The 16,352-nt window shown below is 38.5% G+C and carries 14 protein-coding genes and 1 tRNA gene; 8 read left to right on the forward strand and 7 right to left on the reverse strand.

Annotation, left to right across the window (positions count from 1 at the left end):
* The first annotated feature begins 20 nt into the window (after positions 1-20).
* Positions 21-1,427: an FAD-dependent tricarballylate dehydrogenase TcuA gene (tcuA, locus tag F936_RS15910; RefSeq protein WP_005048845.1), complete on the forward strand. Its 1,407-nt coding sequence runs from the start codon at positions 21-23 to the stop codon at positions 1,425-1,427.
* Positions 1,417-2,550: a tricarballylate utilization 4Fe-4S protein TcuB gene (tcuB, locus tag F936_RS15915; protein ID WP_005048847.1), complete on the forward strand. Its 1,134-nt coding sequence runs from the start codon at positions 1,417-1,419 to the stop codon at positions 2,548-2,550. The genes tcuA and tcuB overlap by 11 nt, the downstream gene beginning before the upstream one ends.
* Positions 2,551-2,628: 78 nt before the next feature.
* On the opposite strand, the gene F936_RS15920 is transcribed toward tcuB, so the two are convergent.
* A complete protein-coding gene (locus F936_RS15920) occupies positions 2,629-3,162 on the reverse strand; it encodes an HPP family protein (protein ID WP_005048850.1) in 534 nt (177 codons plus the stop codon).
* 98 nt (positions 3,163-3,260) lie between these two features.
* Between F936_RS15920 and F936_RS15925 the strand changes: the two genes are divergently transcribed.
* Positions 3,261-3,809 (forward strand): TetR/AcrR family transcriptional regulator, encoded by a 549-nt coding sequence (locus F936_RS15925; RefSeq protein WP_005048852.1) that lies wholly within the window; start codon positions 3,261-3,263, stop codon positions 3,807-3,809.
* Between the two features lie 14 nt (positions 3,810-3,823).
* A complete protein-coding gene (locus F936_RS15930) occupies positions 3,824-4,483 on the forward strand; it encodes a VOC family protein (RefSeq protein ID WP_005048855.1) in 660 nt (219 codons plus the stop codon).
* 79 nt (positions 4,484-4,562) lie between these two features.
* On the opposite strand, the gene F936_RS15935 is transcribed toward F936_RS15930, so the two are convergent.
* The 3 genes from F936_RS15935 to F936_RS15945 form a co-directional block, all read right to left on the reverse strand.
* Positions 4,563-5,795, reverse strand: coding sequence for a CaiB/BaiF CoA transferase family protein (locus F936_RS15935; RefSeq protein ID WP_005048858.1), 1,233 nt, complete (start codon positions 5,793-5,795; stop codon positions 4,563-4,565).
* Between the two features lie 51 nt (positions 5,796-5,846).
* Positions 5,847-7,169, reverse strand: coding sequence for an MFS transporter (locus tag F936_RS15940; RefSeq protein ID WP_005048861.1), 1,323 nt, complete (start codon positions 7,167-7,169; stop codon positions 5,847-5,849).
* A 226-nt stretch (positions 7,170-7,395) separates the two neighbouring features.
* The gene (locus tag F936_RS15945; protein WP_005048863.1) at positions 7,396-8,616 is read right to left on the reverse strand and encodes an acyl-CoA dehydrogenase; all 1,221 of its coding nucleotides are present in this window, start codon (positions 8,614-8,616) and stop codon (positions 7,396-7,398) included.
* 245 nt (positions 8,617-8,861) lie between these two features.
* Here F936_RS15945 and F936_RS15950 point away from each other — a divergent pair, with 245 nt between their 5' ends.
* Complete coding sequence (locus tag F936_RS15950; protein ID WP_005048865.1) at positions 8,862-9,812, forward strand: LysR substrate-binding domain-containing protein; 951 nt, start codon at positions 8,862-8,864, stop codon at positions 9,810-9,812.
* Positions 9,813-9,908: 96 nt separating this feature from the next.
* On the opposite strand, the gene F936_RS15955 is transcribed toward F936_RS15950, so the two are convergent.
* A complete protein-coding gene (locus tag F936_RS15955; RefSeq protein ID WP_005048867.1) occupies positions 9,909-11,084 on the reverse strand; it encodes a zinc-binding dehydrogenase in 1,176 nt (391 codons plus the stop codon).
* 402 nt (positions 11,085-11,486) lie between these two features.
* On the opposite strand from F936_RS15955, the gene add reads away from it, so the two are divergent.
* A complete protein-coding gene (gene add / locus F936_RS15960) occupies positions 11,487-12,482 on the forward strand; it encodes an adenosine deaminase (protein WP_005048869.1) in 996 nt (331 codons plus the stop codon).
* A 167-nt stretch (positions 12,483-12,649) separates the two neighbouring features.
* Here add and F936_RS15965 read toward each other — a convergent pair.
* Positions 12,650-12,726: transfer RNA gene (locus F936_RS15965), tRNA-Pro, on the reverse strand.
* A gap of 317 nt (positions 12,727-13,043) precedes the next feature.
* A complete protein-coding gene (locus F936_RS15970; protein WP_005048871.1) occupies positions 13,044-14,204 on the reverse strand; it encodes a tyrosine-type recombinase/integrase in 1,161 nt (386 codons plus the stop codon).
* A gap of 192 nt (positions 14,205-14,396) precedes the next feature.
* Between F936_RS15970 and F936_RS15975 the strand changes: the two genes are divergently transcribed.
* Both F936_RS15975 and F936_RS15980 read left to right on the forward strand, forming a co-directional pair.
* Positions 14,397-15,410 (forward strand): hypothetical protein, encoded by a 1,014-nt coding sequence (locus F936_RS15975; RefSeq protein ID WP_005048873.1) that lies wholly within the window; start codon positions 14,397-14,399, stop codon positions 15,408-15,410.
* 14 nt (positions 15,411-15,424) lie between these two features.
* Entirely contained in the window at positions 15,425-16,309 is an 885-nt protein-coding gene (locus tag F936_RS15980) for a hypothetical protein (protein WP_005048875.1), read from the forward strand.
* The last annotated feature ends 43 nt before the right edge of the window (positions 16,310-16,352 follow it).

Raw genomic sequence — 16,352 nt, forward strand, 5'->3', positions numbered from 1 at the left:
GCTGAGAAAGGGAGAAATCCATGCATGATGTGATTGTAATTGGTGGTGGGAATGCCGCACTGTGTGCCGCGCTCACGGCAAAAGAAAGTGGCGCGTCTGTGCTAGTAATAGAAGCAGCACCTAAAGAATGGCGTGGTGGTAACTCACAACACACTCGTAACCTTCGCTGCATGCATGATGCTCTTCAAGACGTATTGGTCGATGCCTATCCCGAAGAAGAATATTGGCAAGACCTACTTAAAGTAACTGCCGGAAAAACCAATGAGCACTTAGCCCGTCTGGTCATTCGTAGCACGGCGACCTGCCGCGACTGGATGCGTAAACATGGTGTGAATTTTCAGCCGCCGCTATCGGGTGCTTTGCATGTTGCGCGTACCAATGCCTTTTTTATGGGTGGCGGTAAAGCCCTCATTAATGCGTATTACCGTAGTGCCCAAGAACTTGGCATCGAAATTTTATACAACACAAAAATTAAAGACCTAAAGTTAACTCAAGGACATTTTGAAGCCGCAATTGCTGAAGATGGTCGTGTGTTTAAAGCAAAAAGTTGTGTATTGGCCGCAGGTGGTTTTGAGTCAAATCTAGAATGGTTAAGAGAAGCATGGGGACAAAATGAAAATGGCGAATGGCCTGCCGATAATTTCATTATTCGTGGTACTCGCTTTAATCAAGGCAACTTACTCAAATTTATGATAGATCAAGGTGCCGATATTATTGGTGACCCATCACAATCTCATTGCGTCGCTGTAGATGCACGAGCACCGTTATATGATGGCGGTATTTGTACTCGTATTGACTGCGTTTCATTGGGTATTGTGGTCAATAATAAAGCCGAGCGTTTTTACGATGAAGGCGAAGACTTCTGGCCAAAACGTTATGCGATTTGGGGCCGTCTTGTTGCCAAACAGCCACAGCAAATTGCCTATTCCATTATTGACTCAAAAGCCATTGGGCGCTTTATGCCGCCTGTTTTTGCGGGTGTAAAAGCTCACAGCATTCAAGAGTTAGCCGAAAAAATCGGGCTAGACGCAAAAACCTTATGCAACACCGTAGAAGAGTTTAATCAAGCCTGTGTGCAAGGCACCTTTAACCATACTGTTTTAGATGACTGCACCACCCAAAATATTGTGCCCAACAAAACGCACTGGGCTGTTCCTCTCGACCAGCCACCCTTCTATGCCTATGCCCTTAAACCCGGCATTACCTTCACCTATTTAGGTTTAAAAGTCGAAGATGATGCTGCGGTACGTTTTAACAATAAAGCAAGCCGCAATCTATTTGTCGCAGGTGAAATGATGGCAGGTAACGTACTCGGTCAGGGTTATACCGCAGGGGTCGGCATGTCGATTGGAACGACGTTTGGACGCATTGCTGGAAAAAATGCAGCCCACTATGCACTTTCACAAGGAGTTGAACATGAATGCTAATAGCAAAGCCCTAATTCCAGTTGTTCAGCTCTCTGATCACGAACAAGAAGTCCAAAGAGCCCTACAGATTTGTAATGCTTGTCGCTACTGTGAGTCATTTTGCGCTGTTTTTGCGGCGATGACCAAACGTCTTGAGTTTAACCAAGCCGATATTCATTACTTAGCAAACCTATGTCATAACTGTGGGGCTTGTTTACACGCTTGCCAATATGCTCCACCGCATGAGTTTGGCGTAAACATTCCAAAAGCGATGGCGCAAGTACGTTTAGAAACTTATCAAGAGTTTGCTACACCTCAGCCTTTAGGTCGACTTTATAAGTCTGTCGGGATTCCTTTTGTCTCGGCTTTAACACTTGTTTTCTTTTTTTGCATGTTAGCCGTAGTGTGGTGGAAAGGCACTGACTTATTTGCAGGTTACCAAGGTAATTTCTATGCGATTTTCCCGCATAACTTTTTAGCACTATTGTTTGGAGCGACCTTTACAGTTGCCATTGTGCTGCTCGGCATTGGAATTAGTAAGTTCTGGCGACAAACCTCTAAAGTCATTCATGGCAAAGTTGAGAAACCAGACCTTGTTCAAGCCACCCAAAACGTATTAACACTTAAATATTTAGATGGCGGTCATGGTAAAGGCTGTAATGAGCAAGATGACCGTTACACACAAATCCGCCGTGTGTTCCATCACCTGACGTTTTATGGCTTTATGCTCTGCTTTGCAGCTACAGGTGTAGCGACTTTATATCACTATTTTCTTGACCTACATGCACCTTATCCTTACCTAAGCTTGCCTGTGATTTTAGGAACTTTGGGTGGAATTGGCTTAGTCATCGGACCATCTGGCTTACTCTATTTAAATCTTAAACGTCATCCATTACATGGTGACCGTGAGCAAAAACCTGTAGATCGAGGCTTTATCTTCCTTCTGCTTATCGTTAGCGCTTCAGGGTTAGCACTCATGGCATTTCGCAATACCCCTTACATGGCACTTTTACTGATTTTCCATTTAGCCACGGTCATGACGTTCTTTATTACCATGCCATTTGGAAAGTTCGCACACGGTTTTTACCGCAGTGCTTCTTTACTCAAATTTGCCATCGAAGAGCGTATTTCGAAGAAGTCATAATTTCACTCAAAAGTATTCACTATCTTGGCATAGTGAATACTTTTATTATTTTTAAGCTCAAAACACTTCATGCCTTCCCTACTTTTTACTATTTAAAATTCCTAAGCCATACATCGGCCACTTGGTGCTCGCTTTAATATTATTAATCAGTATCGCCACCAAAACTAACGACACGGCACCGACTAAAACAGGGAAAATTAAGAAGCTCCACTCGTAATGTATGCTGCTCGCGGTAAGCAAAATAACCAAAGGATTGGCCCCAGCAGGTGGATGAATACACTTAAAAATCTGCATGAGTGCAATGGCACAGCCCACTGAAAAAGCAATTGTAAATATAGAAACACCAACAAATTTTAGAAAAAACAAACCCACAAAAGCCGAGATAAGATGCCCAAATATGATATTTCTCGGCTGTGCTAAAGGAGACTGCGACACGGTATAGAGCAAAACACAGGTCGCACCAAACGGCGCCATGATAAAAATATTGTGTGTGAGCTTACTCAACCACAACAGTAGAAAAATACTGACTGTCCCCCCAATAAGGCTTCTTAAAATATCAATTTTATTGGGCGATGGAGCCAGTTTTTCTTTGCCATAAAAGATCGAGAACATGGTTTTATTCCTCAAACAAAAAGTTGCTTTTTAAAAAGCATATAGATAAAATCCAAAATAGTACAGATCTGTACTATTTTATTTTTTGGAAAAGTTTTATGTCAAAATCTGCCTTAAAAATATTAGATACAGCCGAGAAGTTATTTAATGAAAATAGTTTTGTTGGAGTTGGCGTTGACCTAATACGCGATGAATCTGGCTGCTCTAAAACCACCATGTACACGTACTATAAAAATAAAAATCAGTTGGTGAGATCTGTACTGATTGCACGTGATGAACGGTTTAAGCAAAGCCTTTTAGGCTATGTGGGAGATGCAACGGGGTTAGAGGCCATCAATAAAATCCTTGATTGGCACACCAATTGGTTTAGACAAGATTTTTTTAAAGGCTGTTTATTTGTAAGAGCCGTCGCTGAATCTAACCAAGATGATCAAGACATTATTTCTATTTCTAAAGCCCATAAACAATGGATTAAAGTACTGATTGCACAGCACTGCAATATACCCAATGGTGAAGCTTTATCTGAGCTGATCTACACGGTGATTGAAGGGTTAATTAGCCGCTTTTTAGTCGATGGCTTTGACGAGTCGCTTGTGATAAATATGAAAAATTCGATTAACCAATTATTTAATATTCATCAACATTAGCATGAGAACTTAAAATGGAAGTGGACCATATTTTTATTTGTGTACAATCAGACGCTCCCGAAGCTGAAACTTTAAAAAAATTCGGTCTAACAGAAGGTTCATCCAATAAGCACCTGGGTCAAGGTACAGAAAATAGACGCTTTTTCTTTAAAAATAGTTTTATCGAATTAATCTTTTTAAATAATCAAGAAGAAGCCTCAAGTGATCTCACAAAACCCACCCTGCTTTTTGAACGACTCAGTGCTCAAGATAATATCGCGTCCCCTTTTGGTATTTGTTTTCGACCTAAAAATAAAGATGATAACGGCGCAAAATTTCCTCATTGGGTTTACAAGCCGAGCTATTTGCCAACTAGCTTAGAAGTAAATGTTGCTAAAGATTGTGTTGTATCTGAACCGATGTGGTTCTTCCTTTCATTTGCTTCACGACCAGACCTTGCTGCGAAAGAAAAACAACAACCACTTGTTCATAGCAAAGATTTATCAGAAATAACTTCTATCAAAGTTTCTATTCCAAACCTCGAACAGCACCCTACTTCGTTACTGTTCAACATGCTCGATCATTTTGAAGTGACAGATGGATCAGAGCATTTAATGGAAATCAGTTTTGATCATGAGCCTCAAGGAATGATTCATGATTTCAGACCAGTGCTGCCACTTATTTTTAAATATTAAGGCTCTTATTTTCCAATAATAAAACTGTGATTTATTGCAAATCACAGTTTTATTAAAATTGAATAACATTAAAAATAGCTTAAGCAATTTTCCCATCAATAATGCCTTTCTCTTTTAACGCAGCCAGTTCTTCTACTGTTTTAAATCTCGATAAGATTTGAGTAGTATGTTCACCCAGTTCTGGTGGCGCATGATGGTATTCAACTGGAGTATCAGACAGTTTCATTGGTGAACCAATGGTTTGGAAGTTTTCATTTAAACGATGAGGAATATTCACCACCAAATTACGATGCACAATTTGTGGTTCAGCCAAGGCATCTTCAATTGAGTTGATGACACCCACCGGTACTTTTAAAGCATGAATCATCTCAACCCATTCTTTGGCAGTTTTTTGCAAAAAGTGCTCTGATAATAAAGGAATCAGTTCATTTCGATACTTTACACGGTCTTGATTACGCACAAACTTTTCATTTTCGAGCAGCTCTGGGTAACCAATCGCAATACACAAATCTTTAAACTGCTTGTCGTTACCACACGCAATAATAAATTCTTTATCTTTAGCCTTAAAAGTTTGATACGGCACAATACTCGGGTGTTGATTACCCATGCGCTGTGGTGCTTTACCTGAAGCTAAATAATTCATTCCCTGATTTGCCAGTGCCGCAACCTGCACATCAAGTAGTGACATATCAATATATTGACCACGCCCTGTGTGCGAACGTGCAATCAAGGCCGCTTGAATGGCAATGGTTGAATACAACCCAGTTTGAATGTCTACAACAGCCACACCAACCTTTTGCGCACCACCACTACCTGCAACATCATCAGGCTCGCCGGTAATGCTCATTAAGCCAGACATACCCTGAATAATAAAGTCATAACCGGGTTCTTCCGCACGCGGACCATCTTGCCCAAAACCGGTAATCGAGCAATAAACAAGATTGGGGTTGAGCTCACTTAATGACGCATAGTCCAAACCATATTTAGCCAAAGACCCTGTCTTATAGTTTTCAATCACCACGTCGGCAGTCTTGGCAATTTCATAAATTAAGGCCTGACCTTCAGGTGTGGTAATGTCCACCGCAACCGAATATTTATTGCGGTTGGTACACTGAAAATAGCCAGATTCACGGGTCATGTTTCCGTCTTGATCGGGCATCCATGGTGGTCCCCACATGCGGGTGTCATCACCAACTCGAGGACGTTCAATTTTAATCACTTCCGCCCCAAGGTCTGCCAAGATTTGCCCACACCACGGACCTGCAAGCACACGACTTAAATCTAAAACCCGAATTCCTTGTAATGCACCCATAACGATACCCTTATCTTTTTAGAAGGCACTAACGCACCTTCTTGTCATTGTTTATGATTGTTTTTGCGGATCGTACTGACGATCTTTAATAAATAAGCCCGGCAATACACCCGCAACAAAATACGCAGCACCCATCACAATAAAGGCCATGGTAAACGTACCGCCCGATGCCAAGAAACCAATGGTAGCTGGTGCAATAGCTGCCCCGACACGACCAATGTTATAGGCACCGCCAATGGCTGTTCCGCGCACATCGGTTGAAAAACTTTCAGCCATATACGTCGCGTTTACACCGTATGGAATGCCATATAGGAAGCCAAAGGTGATCAATAAATACAAAATATTGTCAGGCGTATTAAAGAAAATAATGATTGGCAAGAACACGGCACTGGCAATTGTTCCGAACACAAAAACAGCACGGCGGTTAAATTTGTCAGCAAGATAATCCGCTAAAATTTTGCCTAGAATCATTGCGGTATATGAACCCACCATATAACTGGTTAAGTTTTTAAAGTTCATATGCACTTCTGTTTCTAAATAACTTGGCATCCAGTTGTTAATACCGTAATAGCCAAACTGTAAGAAGAATGCTGTAGTCATCCACAACAAAAACATTTTACGGTGCTTAAAGTTATTAAAAATTTGCTTATAGATGCTGCTACTTTTTGGTTTTTCATCCACCACAATTTCTTTAGGCTGCCTATTGCCTTGTAAACTTTCAATTTTGGTGAGCTGCCAAGATTTTGGTTCTGGCACAAATCGTTGTAGAAAAATATTAACAAAAGCAGGCACCACGGTCAGAAAAAACAAAACACGCCAGCCATGATCGGGAATAATTGCACCAGCTAACAGCGTCGCAGCAATATAGCCCACTGTTTGGCCAGTCTGTAACGTGCCCAATACTGTTGTACGGTAAGTTGTCGGCACATATTCAGCCATTAAGGTATTACAGGCCATATAGAGTGCTCCAATTCCTAAAGCACCAATAAAGCGTAAAGCCATAAATTGCTCGAAGCTTTGCGTAAAACCTAATAAACAAGTCGCTACCGAAAAGAAGGTTACCGAGTTGGCAATGGTTCTTACACGACCAAACTTGTCACATGCCCAGCCACCTAAAATACCTCCAACGCCCATTCCTGCCAAAGAAGCACTGCCCAATGCACCTGCTTGAAAGGTACTTAAACCAAACTCTGCCTTTAAACTGGTCAAGCTATAAGACAGCAGCATAATATCAATGCCATCGACCACCATCGCAAAATAGGCAAATAACAACGCCCATTTCCATGTATGAGGTCCGATCTTTTCATATGTTCCAAGGTTACTTGGAAATGTATTTCTTAATTCTTTCGATATTACTTGAACGTCATTGTTCATCATTAGCTCCTCATTTTCCCAAATGAGTCATCGATAGCTTACTTATGTTTTCTGTATGACTTAATCTTTTATATTTTCATAACTTTACATTTAGTTTTAAGTACACAGAGGCACATCTTCACATGAGTATCCTTACGATGAATCTTGTCATTATCCATAAATTTTTGCGTAAAAATCCCTAAAGGCGCTCGCGAAAGAACACCTCTATCTTTTAAAAATGAATTAGTTAGTTACTAAATGCTGCGATGCCTGTTTGTGCACGACCTAAAATCAATGCGTGAACATCATGTGTACCCTCGTAGGTATTCACGACTTCAAGATTGACCAAATGACGTGCTACACCAAACTCATCGCTAATACCGTTTCCACCCATCATGTCACGTGCCATGCGAGCAATATCAAGCGCCTTTCCACAGTTGTTACGCTTAATTAAAGATGTGCCTTCAACTGACGCAATACCTTCATCTTTCATGCGTCCGAAACGTAAAGCTATTTGCAAACCTAATGCAATTTCAGTTTGCATATCTGCCAGTTTCTTTTGAATCAACTGATTTGCAGCCAAGGGACGACCAAATTGCTTGCGGTCCATTGTGTATCGATGTGCGGTATGCCAACAGAACTCGGCAGCACCCATTGCACCCCATGCAATGCCATAGCGGGCACTATTTAGGCAAGTGAACGGGCCACGTAATCCTCGAACTTCAGGGAATGCATTTTCTTCAGGCACAAAAACGTTATCCATCACAATTTCACCCGTAATCGATGCACGGAGACCGACCTTGCCATGAATGGCAGGTGCAGATAGCCCTTCCCAGCCCTTTTCTAAAATAAAGCCTCGAATATCACCCACATTACCTTCAGCAGAAACTTCTTTTGCCCAAACCACAAATACATCGGCAATTGGGCTGTTGGTAATCCACATTTTTGCGCCACTTAAACGATAACCACCGTCAACCTTTTTAGCACGCGTAATCATACTGCCTGGGTCTGAGCCATGGTCAGGTTCTGTTAAACCAAAACAGCCAATGTATTCACCAATTGCCAATTTAGGCAAATACTTCTGCTTTTGCTCTTCGGTACCAAATTCATGAATCGGAACCATCACTAATGAGCTTTGTACACTCGCCATAGAGCGATAGCCCGAATCGACATATTCAATTTCACGTGCGACCAAACCATAACTCACATAGTTCAAACCTGCACCGCCATATTGCTCAGGAATAGTTGGTCCCAATAAGCCAAGCTCTCCCATTTCACGAAAAATAGACGGATCTGTTTTTTCATGACGGAATTGTTCAAGTACACGGGGTTGCAGGCGTTCTTGGCAATAGGCATGAGCCGCATCACGAATCATGCGTTCATCTTCGGTAAGCTGTTGCTCAATTAAAAATGGGTCTTGCCAGTTAAATTGAACTTTTGCTTTTTTTGTTGTCACCATGTGATTCATCGCATCCTCTGCTTGATTTGATCTTCTTTATTTAACTCGATGTTATGCGTGAAAAATGCAGTAATCAAACGATAAATCTTCATGCAGATATGCGACTTACGCATATTTAAAATAAGTCACATTAAATTTAGATATTTAATTGGTTGTATTTCATTAAAAATGGCTTATTTTTATACTAAACTCTGCTATCTGCATTTAGGTCATATGCTGTTTTGAAATATGACGACAAATAAAAGGATTTATTTATGCGAAGAAGTATCCCATCAATTCAGGGCCTGATTTGCTTTGAAAGTGCAGCAAAACATCTAAGTTATACCTATGCTGCGCAAGAGTTATGTATTACTCAAAGTGCGGTCTCTCGCCAAATTCAGCAGCTAGAAGATTTCTTGGGAGTTGAACTCTTTATACGTACTCGGCATGGCGTTGAACTCACCATTGCAGGTCAACAGTATTTTAAAAGCATTAAACCCTACTTATTAGGGCTAGAGAAATGTACGGCCGATGTGATTTCTCATAAGGGTTTAGGTGGAACATTAAAGCTAGGTGTCGTTCCTACCTTTGCAACACGCTGGCTGTTACCCAAACTTCATCTTTTAAATCAAAAATACCCTGAAATTACGGTTCACTTAGAGACCAGTACCAAACCTTTTTTATTTAATGACAATATTTTTGACGCTGCTATTTTTGCAGGCACACAGCAGCAAATTGACCACTGGCCCGACATACAAGCGCATTATTTAATGGATGAGGAAATTGTACCTGTATGCTCCCCGAGGCTGATCGAAAAGTATTTTCCAGATGCCATGATGATCAATGAAAATACCTATGATTTAAGCCCCGAAGATTTACTAAATATTCCCTTACTTCAACAAACCACTCGGCCTAGCATTTGGCAAGAATGGTTTCTGACTCATCACATGCAACATCCAAAGCCCTTTGATGGACAACGCCATGAGTTATTTTCAATGCTTGCCGTTGCTGCCAGTCATGACATGGGAATGGCCTTAATTCCGCAAATGTTGATTGAGTCGGAACTACAAAAAAAAGAACTTGTTATTGTTTCCAATAAAAAACTAAAAGGCAGCCGAAAGTACTACCTCATCCATTCAAGCCAAGACATCACACCGACCATTCAGAAATTTGTCGACTGGATTTACTACGAATTAGAGCAGCTAAAAAGTAACACAGCTCTATAGCTATTATTGAATACCCAATATTGCGATTTATACTCATAAAAAAAGGTTGTGATTAATGAGATCACAACCTTTTAATTAACCGTAATTTACTTTGAATTAATGACTCATCAATTGAATATCTGAACCACTACGTTTCGGGTCAATCAAAATTTTGGCATGCTGTTCAGGATCGCGTAACGCTTCAAATGCACTCGTAACACCCTCTAAGCCGACTACACCGGTAATCAATGGTGAACAGTTCACTTTACCTTCTGCAATCATGTGTAGCGCATCTCTAAACTCAAGCGGTGTATACCCCAACACAAATTGAATTTCTAACTCTTTATTAATCGCAAGTGCGGGTTCTATTTTGTCACTTTGCATGCAGACGCCCACCCCAACAATTCGGGAAAACAAAGGTGCACCTTCTATAATTTGCTGCAAAACACCTGGTACGCCCACACACTCAAAAATAACCGGACGTTTTGGCAAAGCGCCTAACTTATCAATCATGCGCCACCCATGCCACCATGGTAAGCGTGTCGCTTGTAACTTATCAAACAGCCCCATGCCCATGTTAATTGCATCAGATACATTGCCCAGCAAACCAAACTCTTTCCAGTTAGCAAATGGCGATGTTTCTTTAGGGTCTACCACAATATCGGCACCACATTGCTCAGCAAGCTTACGGCGGTTTGGCGAAAAATCACTGGCAACTACAGTTTTAACCCCAGCCGCTTTAAGCATTAAAATAACACCTAGCCCGACAGGACCGCAGCCAATCACAATAGCAGGCTCACTGGTTTTAACACGGCTACGGCGAACAGCATGCAATGCAACTGCCATAGGTTCAGTCATGGCAGCACTATCTACATCTAAGCCATTGGGTACTTCAAACATCAGGCTTGATTGAGCAAGTACTTGCTCTGCATAGCCACCAGATGCATTTGGAGAAAGCCCTGTAGATAAATAACCATGCTGATCTACATTTAAAAGAGGCATTGCACAAACAAGTGTGTCGGCTTTAAATTTATGACGAGTTTTTGGACCATAATCCAAAACTTTGCCACAAAACTCATGTCCCAGTACGAATGGATCGGTAGATTTTGCTAAACCATTAAACCCGACACGTGCGGCTAAATCATGCATGTGGTCGCAGTGATGTTGCATATGCAAATCAGAGCCACAAATCCCGCATCGAACCACTTCTAATAACACCTGTCCTTTTGTAGGAGTTAATTTCGGCTGATCCACCACTTCTAATTTTGATTGATGACAAAGTACCGACTTCATTTGAACGCTTCCTATTTCTTCTTTTCATTTACTTGCCAGAAATAGATTTCTACAGATAAATTAATCGCCTTATCAGTTTGGTCTTTAGCAAGCCTTCACTCATATTTACAAGTAACAGATGAAATACCAATGACCATTCTTTAGCCAATCCATTGTTAAAGAGTCAACAGTAGACAGGCTCAGCGAGATTAAAAACAATAAAAATCTTAGTGCTTGTATATTACACAGACTGCGTTATCTTCTTAGGCCAGAACAATGTCATCAAAATTAAAACTTAAACCAATATATTAAGTTCAAAAAACTCAACTAAATCCCTTTTCACAAAAACATAGCAAATCCAAACTTTTATCAATTGCTTCAAACAGGCATGATGAATTGATATGAACAGATAAGAAGAAACCTATGATTACAAAAACACTTCCCCTTACAGATATTCATCGCCATCTTGATGGCAACATCCGCATTCAAACGATTTTAGAATTAGGGCAACAATACCATTTAGATTTGCCTGCCTACGACGTTGAAACGTTACGTCCGCATGTACAAGTCATTAACAACGAACCGGATTTATTAAGTTTTTTATCTAAGCTAGATTGGAGCGTAAAAGTATTAGCCAGTTTAGATGCCTGCAAACGAATTGCACTTGAAAACATGCAAGATGCTGCACAACAAGGCCTAGACTATGTAGAACTTCGTTTCTCACCAGGTTACATGGGCATGACGCATCAACTACCGCTTGAAGGCGTTGTTGAAGCAGTCATTGCGGGTGTAAAAGAAGGCAGTCAAACTTACGGGGTAAAAGCGAATTTAATTGGCATTATGAGTCGTACTTTTGGTCAGGAAGCCTGTGAAAAAGAATTAAATGCTTTACTTGCCCATAAAAATGATATTAAAGCTTTAGACCTTGCTGGAGATGAACTTGGTTTTCCGGGCAATTTATTTATTGATCACTTTAAAAAAGCACGTGATGCAGGTTGGCACATTACGGTACATGCAGGCGAAGCTGCCGGCCCAGAAAGTATTTGGCAAGCCATTGAAGAATTAGGTGCTGAACGGATTGGACATGGTGTTAAAGCGGTTCAAGATTTGAAGCTGTTAGATTATTTAGCTAAACATGAAATTGGCATTGAATCTTGCCTCACCTCAAACGTTCAAACCAACACAGTACCTTCATTGGCACAACATCCATTAAAGACTTTTTTAGAGCATGGCGTTCTTGCGACTATTAATACTGATGACCCTGCTGTAGAAGGTATTGAGATACAACATGAATATTTAAGTGCTGCCCCATTGGCAGGATTAACCGCTGAGCAAATTTATACAGCTCAGGAAAATGGACTTAAAATCGCATTTTTATCAGATAAAGAAAAAAATGAGTTAAGACAGAAATATCAGTAACAGAGAACAGAGGTTATATGTATATAAGGAATACGAGTTCAAATATTGGAGTGAGTTTGAATTAAAATTTTGAAATAGAAAACAAAAAAATTCCTTCTATCGATAAGATAAGAAGAAATTCTTTTTAATATTTGGGATATTTTATAAAGCTTGAACGCTTTTAAATATGGTCGGAGCAGTAGGATTCGAACCTACGACTCCCTGGTCCCAAACCAGGTGCACTACCAGGCTGTGCTATGCTCCGAAATTGGGGTGAATGACGGGATTCGAACCCACCACAATTAGGCACATAGATATATATAAATCAGTTATTTAGGTTACAACCATTCTTTAAAAATACTAAATATGGGAATTTTGGTTCTTTTATACAGGTTAGTGGCCAAGCTTTAATTGTTATTTATGTCCACTTTTAGAGACGTGCTGAATCAATGGCTTAAGCTTTATTGGCAGCTCTATACGTTTTGAAGTAATGGAGTAATAAATAAAAAAAGTGCCTAGAGTAATAGGCACTTATAAAAGGTTTTGAATGTAAGGTTTCGAGTAAGTCTGAAGTAAATAGAATTACATCGTGATGTAGTTGTTTAGCTTGGTAATGTAATCTGGCAGATCCTCTGCAATTAGCTTACCGTAATGTTTATAAATCATAGATGTATCACTGTGACCAAGCTGCTCTGCAATCCATTCTGGAGGAACTTGTCCAGACGTTAAAAGTTGGCTTGCGAATGTATGTCTGCCTTGGTTAATCCCACGTCTCCGCACCTTTGCCTTGTTTAAATGTTTATTCCAACGATAGCGCAGTTCATGATATTCAAAATGATTCGACCGTTCGTGGTTAATCCAGACAAAACGAACTTTTTCGGCTCTCCTGGTCTTATTATCACGCTGAAGTACTTCAATTGTTTTTGCTCGAGCATTACCTGTGATTTGATATTGTTTTTTGAGAGCCGTAATTGCCGGTTCAAGAAGTTTGATTTTCCTCTTTCTGCGTCGATTCTTGGTGACCCGATAAATTCCCCGGACATAAGATCTAGAAATTTGGATAGTACCCTTCTCTAAGTCAATATCTTCCCAAGCGATCGGGATCTGCTCCGACATCGAAAGGCCAGTCCAGAACAAACAAGGCAACAAATTTTGAATATCGAGATCCGTTTCAGTATTTAAGATCATTGCAATCTCAACTTTGCTAAATGGATCTGGTTCTGGCGTATCAACTTGGTGAATTACAATGTTTTCAAATGGGTTATAAGGCATTTGACGTTCATCGCGCCATATCGCATGGATCTGCGAAAAACGAGTAATAATTTCTCGTACGGTCTTATTGTTTAAGCTATCTTTTAAGTGCTCAATCCACTTTTTAAGCATGTTTGTATTTATATCTTTTGGGTTAATTTGGCCCCATTTTGGAATGATGTGATTGTAAACATGGCCCTTATAAGAATCATAAGTACTCGGTGCAACCTCTTTAATGGTTTGGCTCAAATAAAGCTGGGCATAGTAAGTAACCTGATTATTTTGTAAGTGTTTTGAGTTTGGAAAATGTTTGGCCAAGCTGAATTGCTCCAGCTGTATTTCTAATTTTATTAAGTTGGCCAGTTTCTCTGCTCTATCTTGATTCTCTGGAGTAAAGGCCCAGTCTAAAGTTTCTTTAATGGCTGGTTCTGTTGCGATCGGACGCATCCAAATTCGCATCGATTTACCACGGATTTCGAGTCCTGCAGACATAAGTAGACCTACATTTAAGTATCTTAAAATATTGACATATTTTATTTAAATAACTTTTTCATCGGAGGTGATTAAAAGGTGCTTAAAAGGTGTAGGATTTTATATTGCACAATAGTGAATCACTATGTCACTATACTCAACATTCGCTTCATGAAGTATAATTTTTTTATTATTTGGTGGAACTCATAAAAAATGTCTATAAAAGTTTACGACGTTGCATATGACAATGTAATTAAGAGCCATTTTGCAATTGGATCAACAAGTTATTCTTATGCTATAGATGAGTTATTTCATCTAATAGATAAATTAAAAATTCAAAGAAAATTATTAGAAAACAAAATTTATAAACGCTTAGAAAATGATTTAAAAGTTGGATGTATTATGCCTCCAATTACTGTTGCTTTTATTTCTGAAGAAAATCTTCAAAATCCACATGAAATTAAAAACTATATAAATCAAAATATAAAAAATGCGTTCATATTAGATGGCATACAGAGATTAAGTACCTTAAATAGAATTTCCAAAGAAATTCATCAGGATGTCCTGGACAGAGGTATTATTACTTTGAATATATTAATATGTCCATCAATGGATAATTTACTATATAGAATGATCACACTTAATAATGGTCAAAAACCGATGACTCCCAAACATCAAATTGAGATCTTAACTACAAACGACCCTATATTTAACAGCTTGGAAATGCGATTAACAACTGAAAGAGAAGGATACACAAAAGATACGATTAGCAGAGCTGACATTGTAAAAGCATATTTAGCATATATAAGCAATTCTACTAATATTGATAATAATAAAATTATTGAAAGTAAATTAGAAGAGTTAATAGCCGAAAATATAATGACATCATTTGATGATAAAGAAGTAGATTTCACGGATATTATAAAATTAATTTCATCATTTATTGATGATGATGATGAACTATTAAAATGGTTTAAAGTATCCAATAACTTAATAGGCTTCTGTGTTGGAATACGAAATTCATATAATGTTTTAGATGAGGAATCCATAGAAGGCTTTAAAGATAATATTAAAATATTTGATGAAGCTCTGAAAAGTTTTGACTCTTCTAAAATTAAAATTGGTATGTATAGAAGAAATGCTGTAAAAGAATTTATTTACAGTTATGATTTTTTACAAAATAAAAGTGTAAATGAAGTACTAGATTACATATCAAATAAAATTTAAAGTGGTTATGTAGAATGTTAGAAAAATTTGAAGCCAGAGAATGTTTTCAAAATATTCCTACTAATTTTCCACAAAACTTAGCTATTAATATAAGTCCTCATATAGCTACATCTTATGACCTTCTTTTAATAAGGTTATTATTAGGAAAATTAGATATTTATTGCAACAAATCTCAAAAAATAGTTAAACAAAGAATTAACTATTACAATTTACCATATAAAAAAGAAAGATTATCTACAAATTTAGGGACATATTTTGGTACTACTAATCTAATTTTATCTAACTCTATCAGAGCTGGTATTAACAGAAACTTCTACAAAGAAATTTTTTTTGAATTTTCAAACTACTTTACATGTATGAAAAACAAAAATTTTGTTAATGGTTTTGTCCACTTATATAGAATACTTGAAAGAATTTCTTATGCACTTCCATTAATATGGGCTTCAAAATCTAAAGACTTTTATGGAACATTTAGCAAATTAAAAGAGTTTTTCCAAAATAAAGATACAAAAGAATTAGGGGGGTTAAAATTATTTATAAAAGGATTTGTAGATCCATATTTGGCCATAACTACGGATTTTAATATTATATCCATAAATCAAGATTGGCAAAAAGAATATTTTATGTCAATCAAAAATGCAGCGACCAAAGCTCAAGGCTCTAACACTCCATTAATTGAAACACCATTTAACCGCATTTCCATTAAAAATGAAGACATCATTGGATTTATAATTGAAATACGGAATAAGTATTTTCATGCTCTAACAGGTGCAAATGCAAGTTTCACTTCTAAAAATATAATGTGCACTGATGAATTTTTTGAAATCATCAATGAACCTTGTATTAATTGGTTAGCATTTCTTATTATGGAAGTAATAAAAATTGATTTAACACTTTAATATCCTATTTAGGAGATTTTATTTTTTTAACTAAATAGTCTTT

It is taken from the genome of Acinetobacter calcoaceticus DSM 30006 = CIP 81.8, assembly GCF_000368965.1.
In the GTDB taxonomy this organism is placed as follows: Bacteria; Pseudomonadota; Gammaproteobacteria; order Pseudomonadales; family Moraxellaceae; genus Acinetobacter; species Acinetobacter calcoaceticus.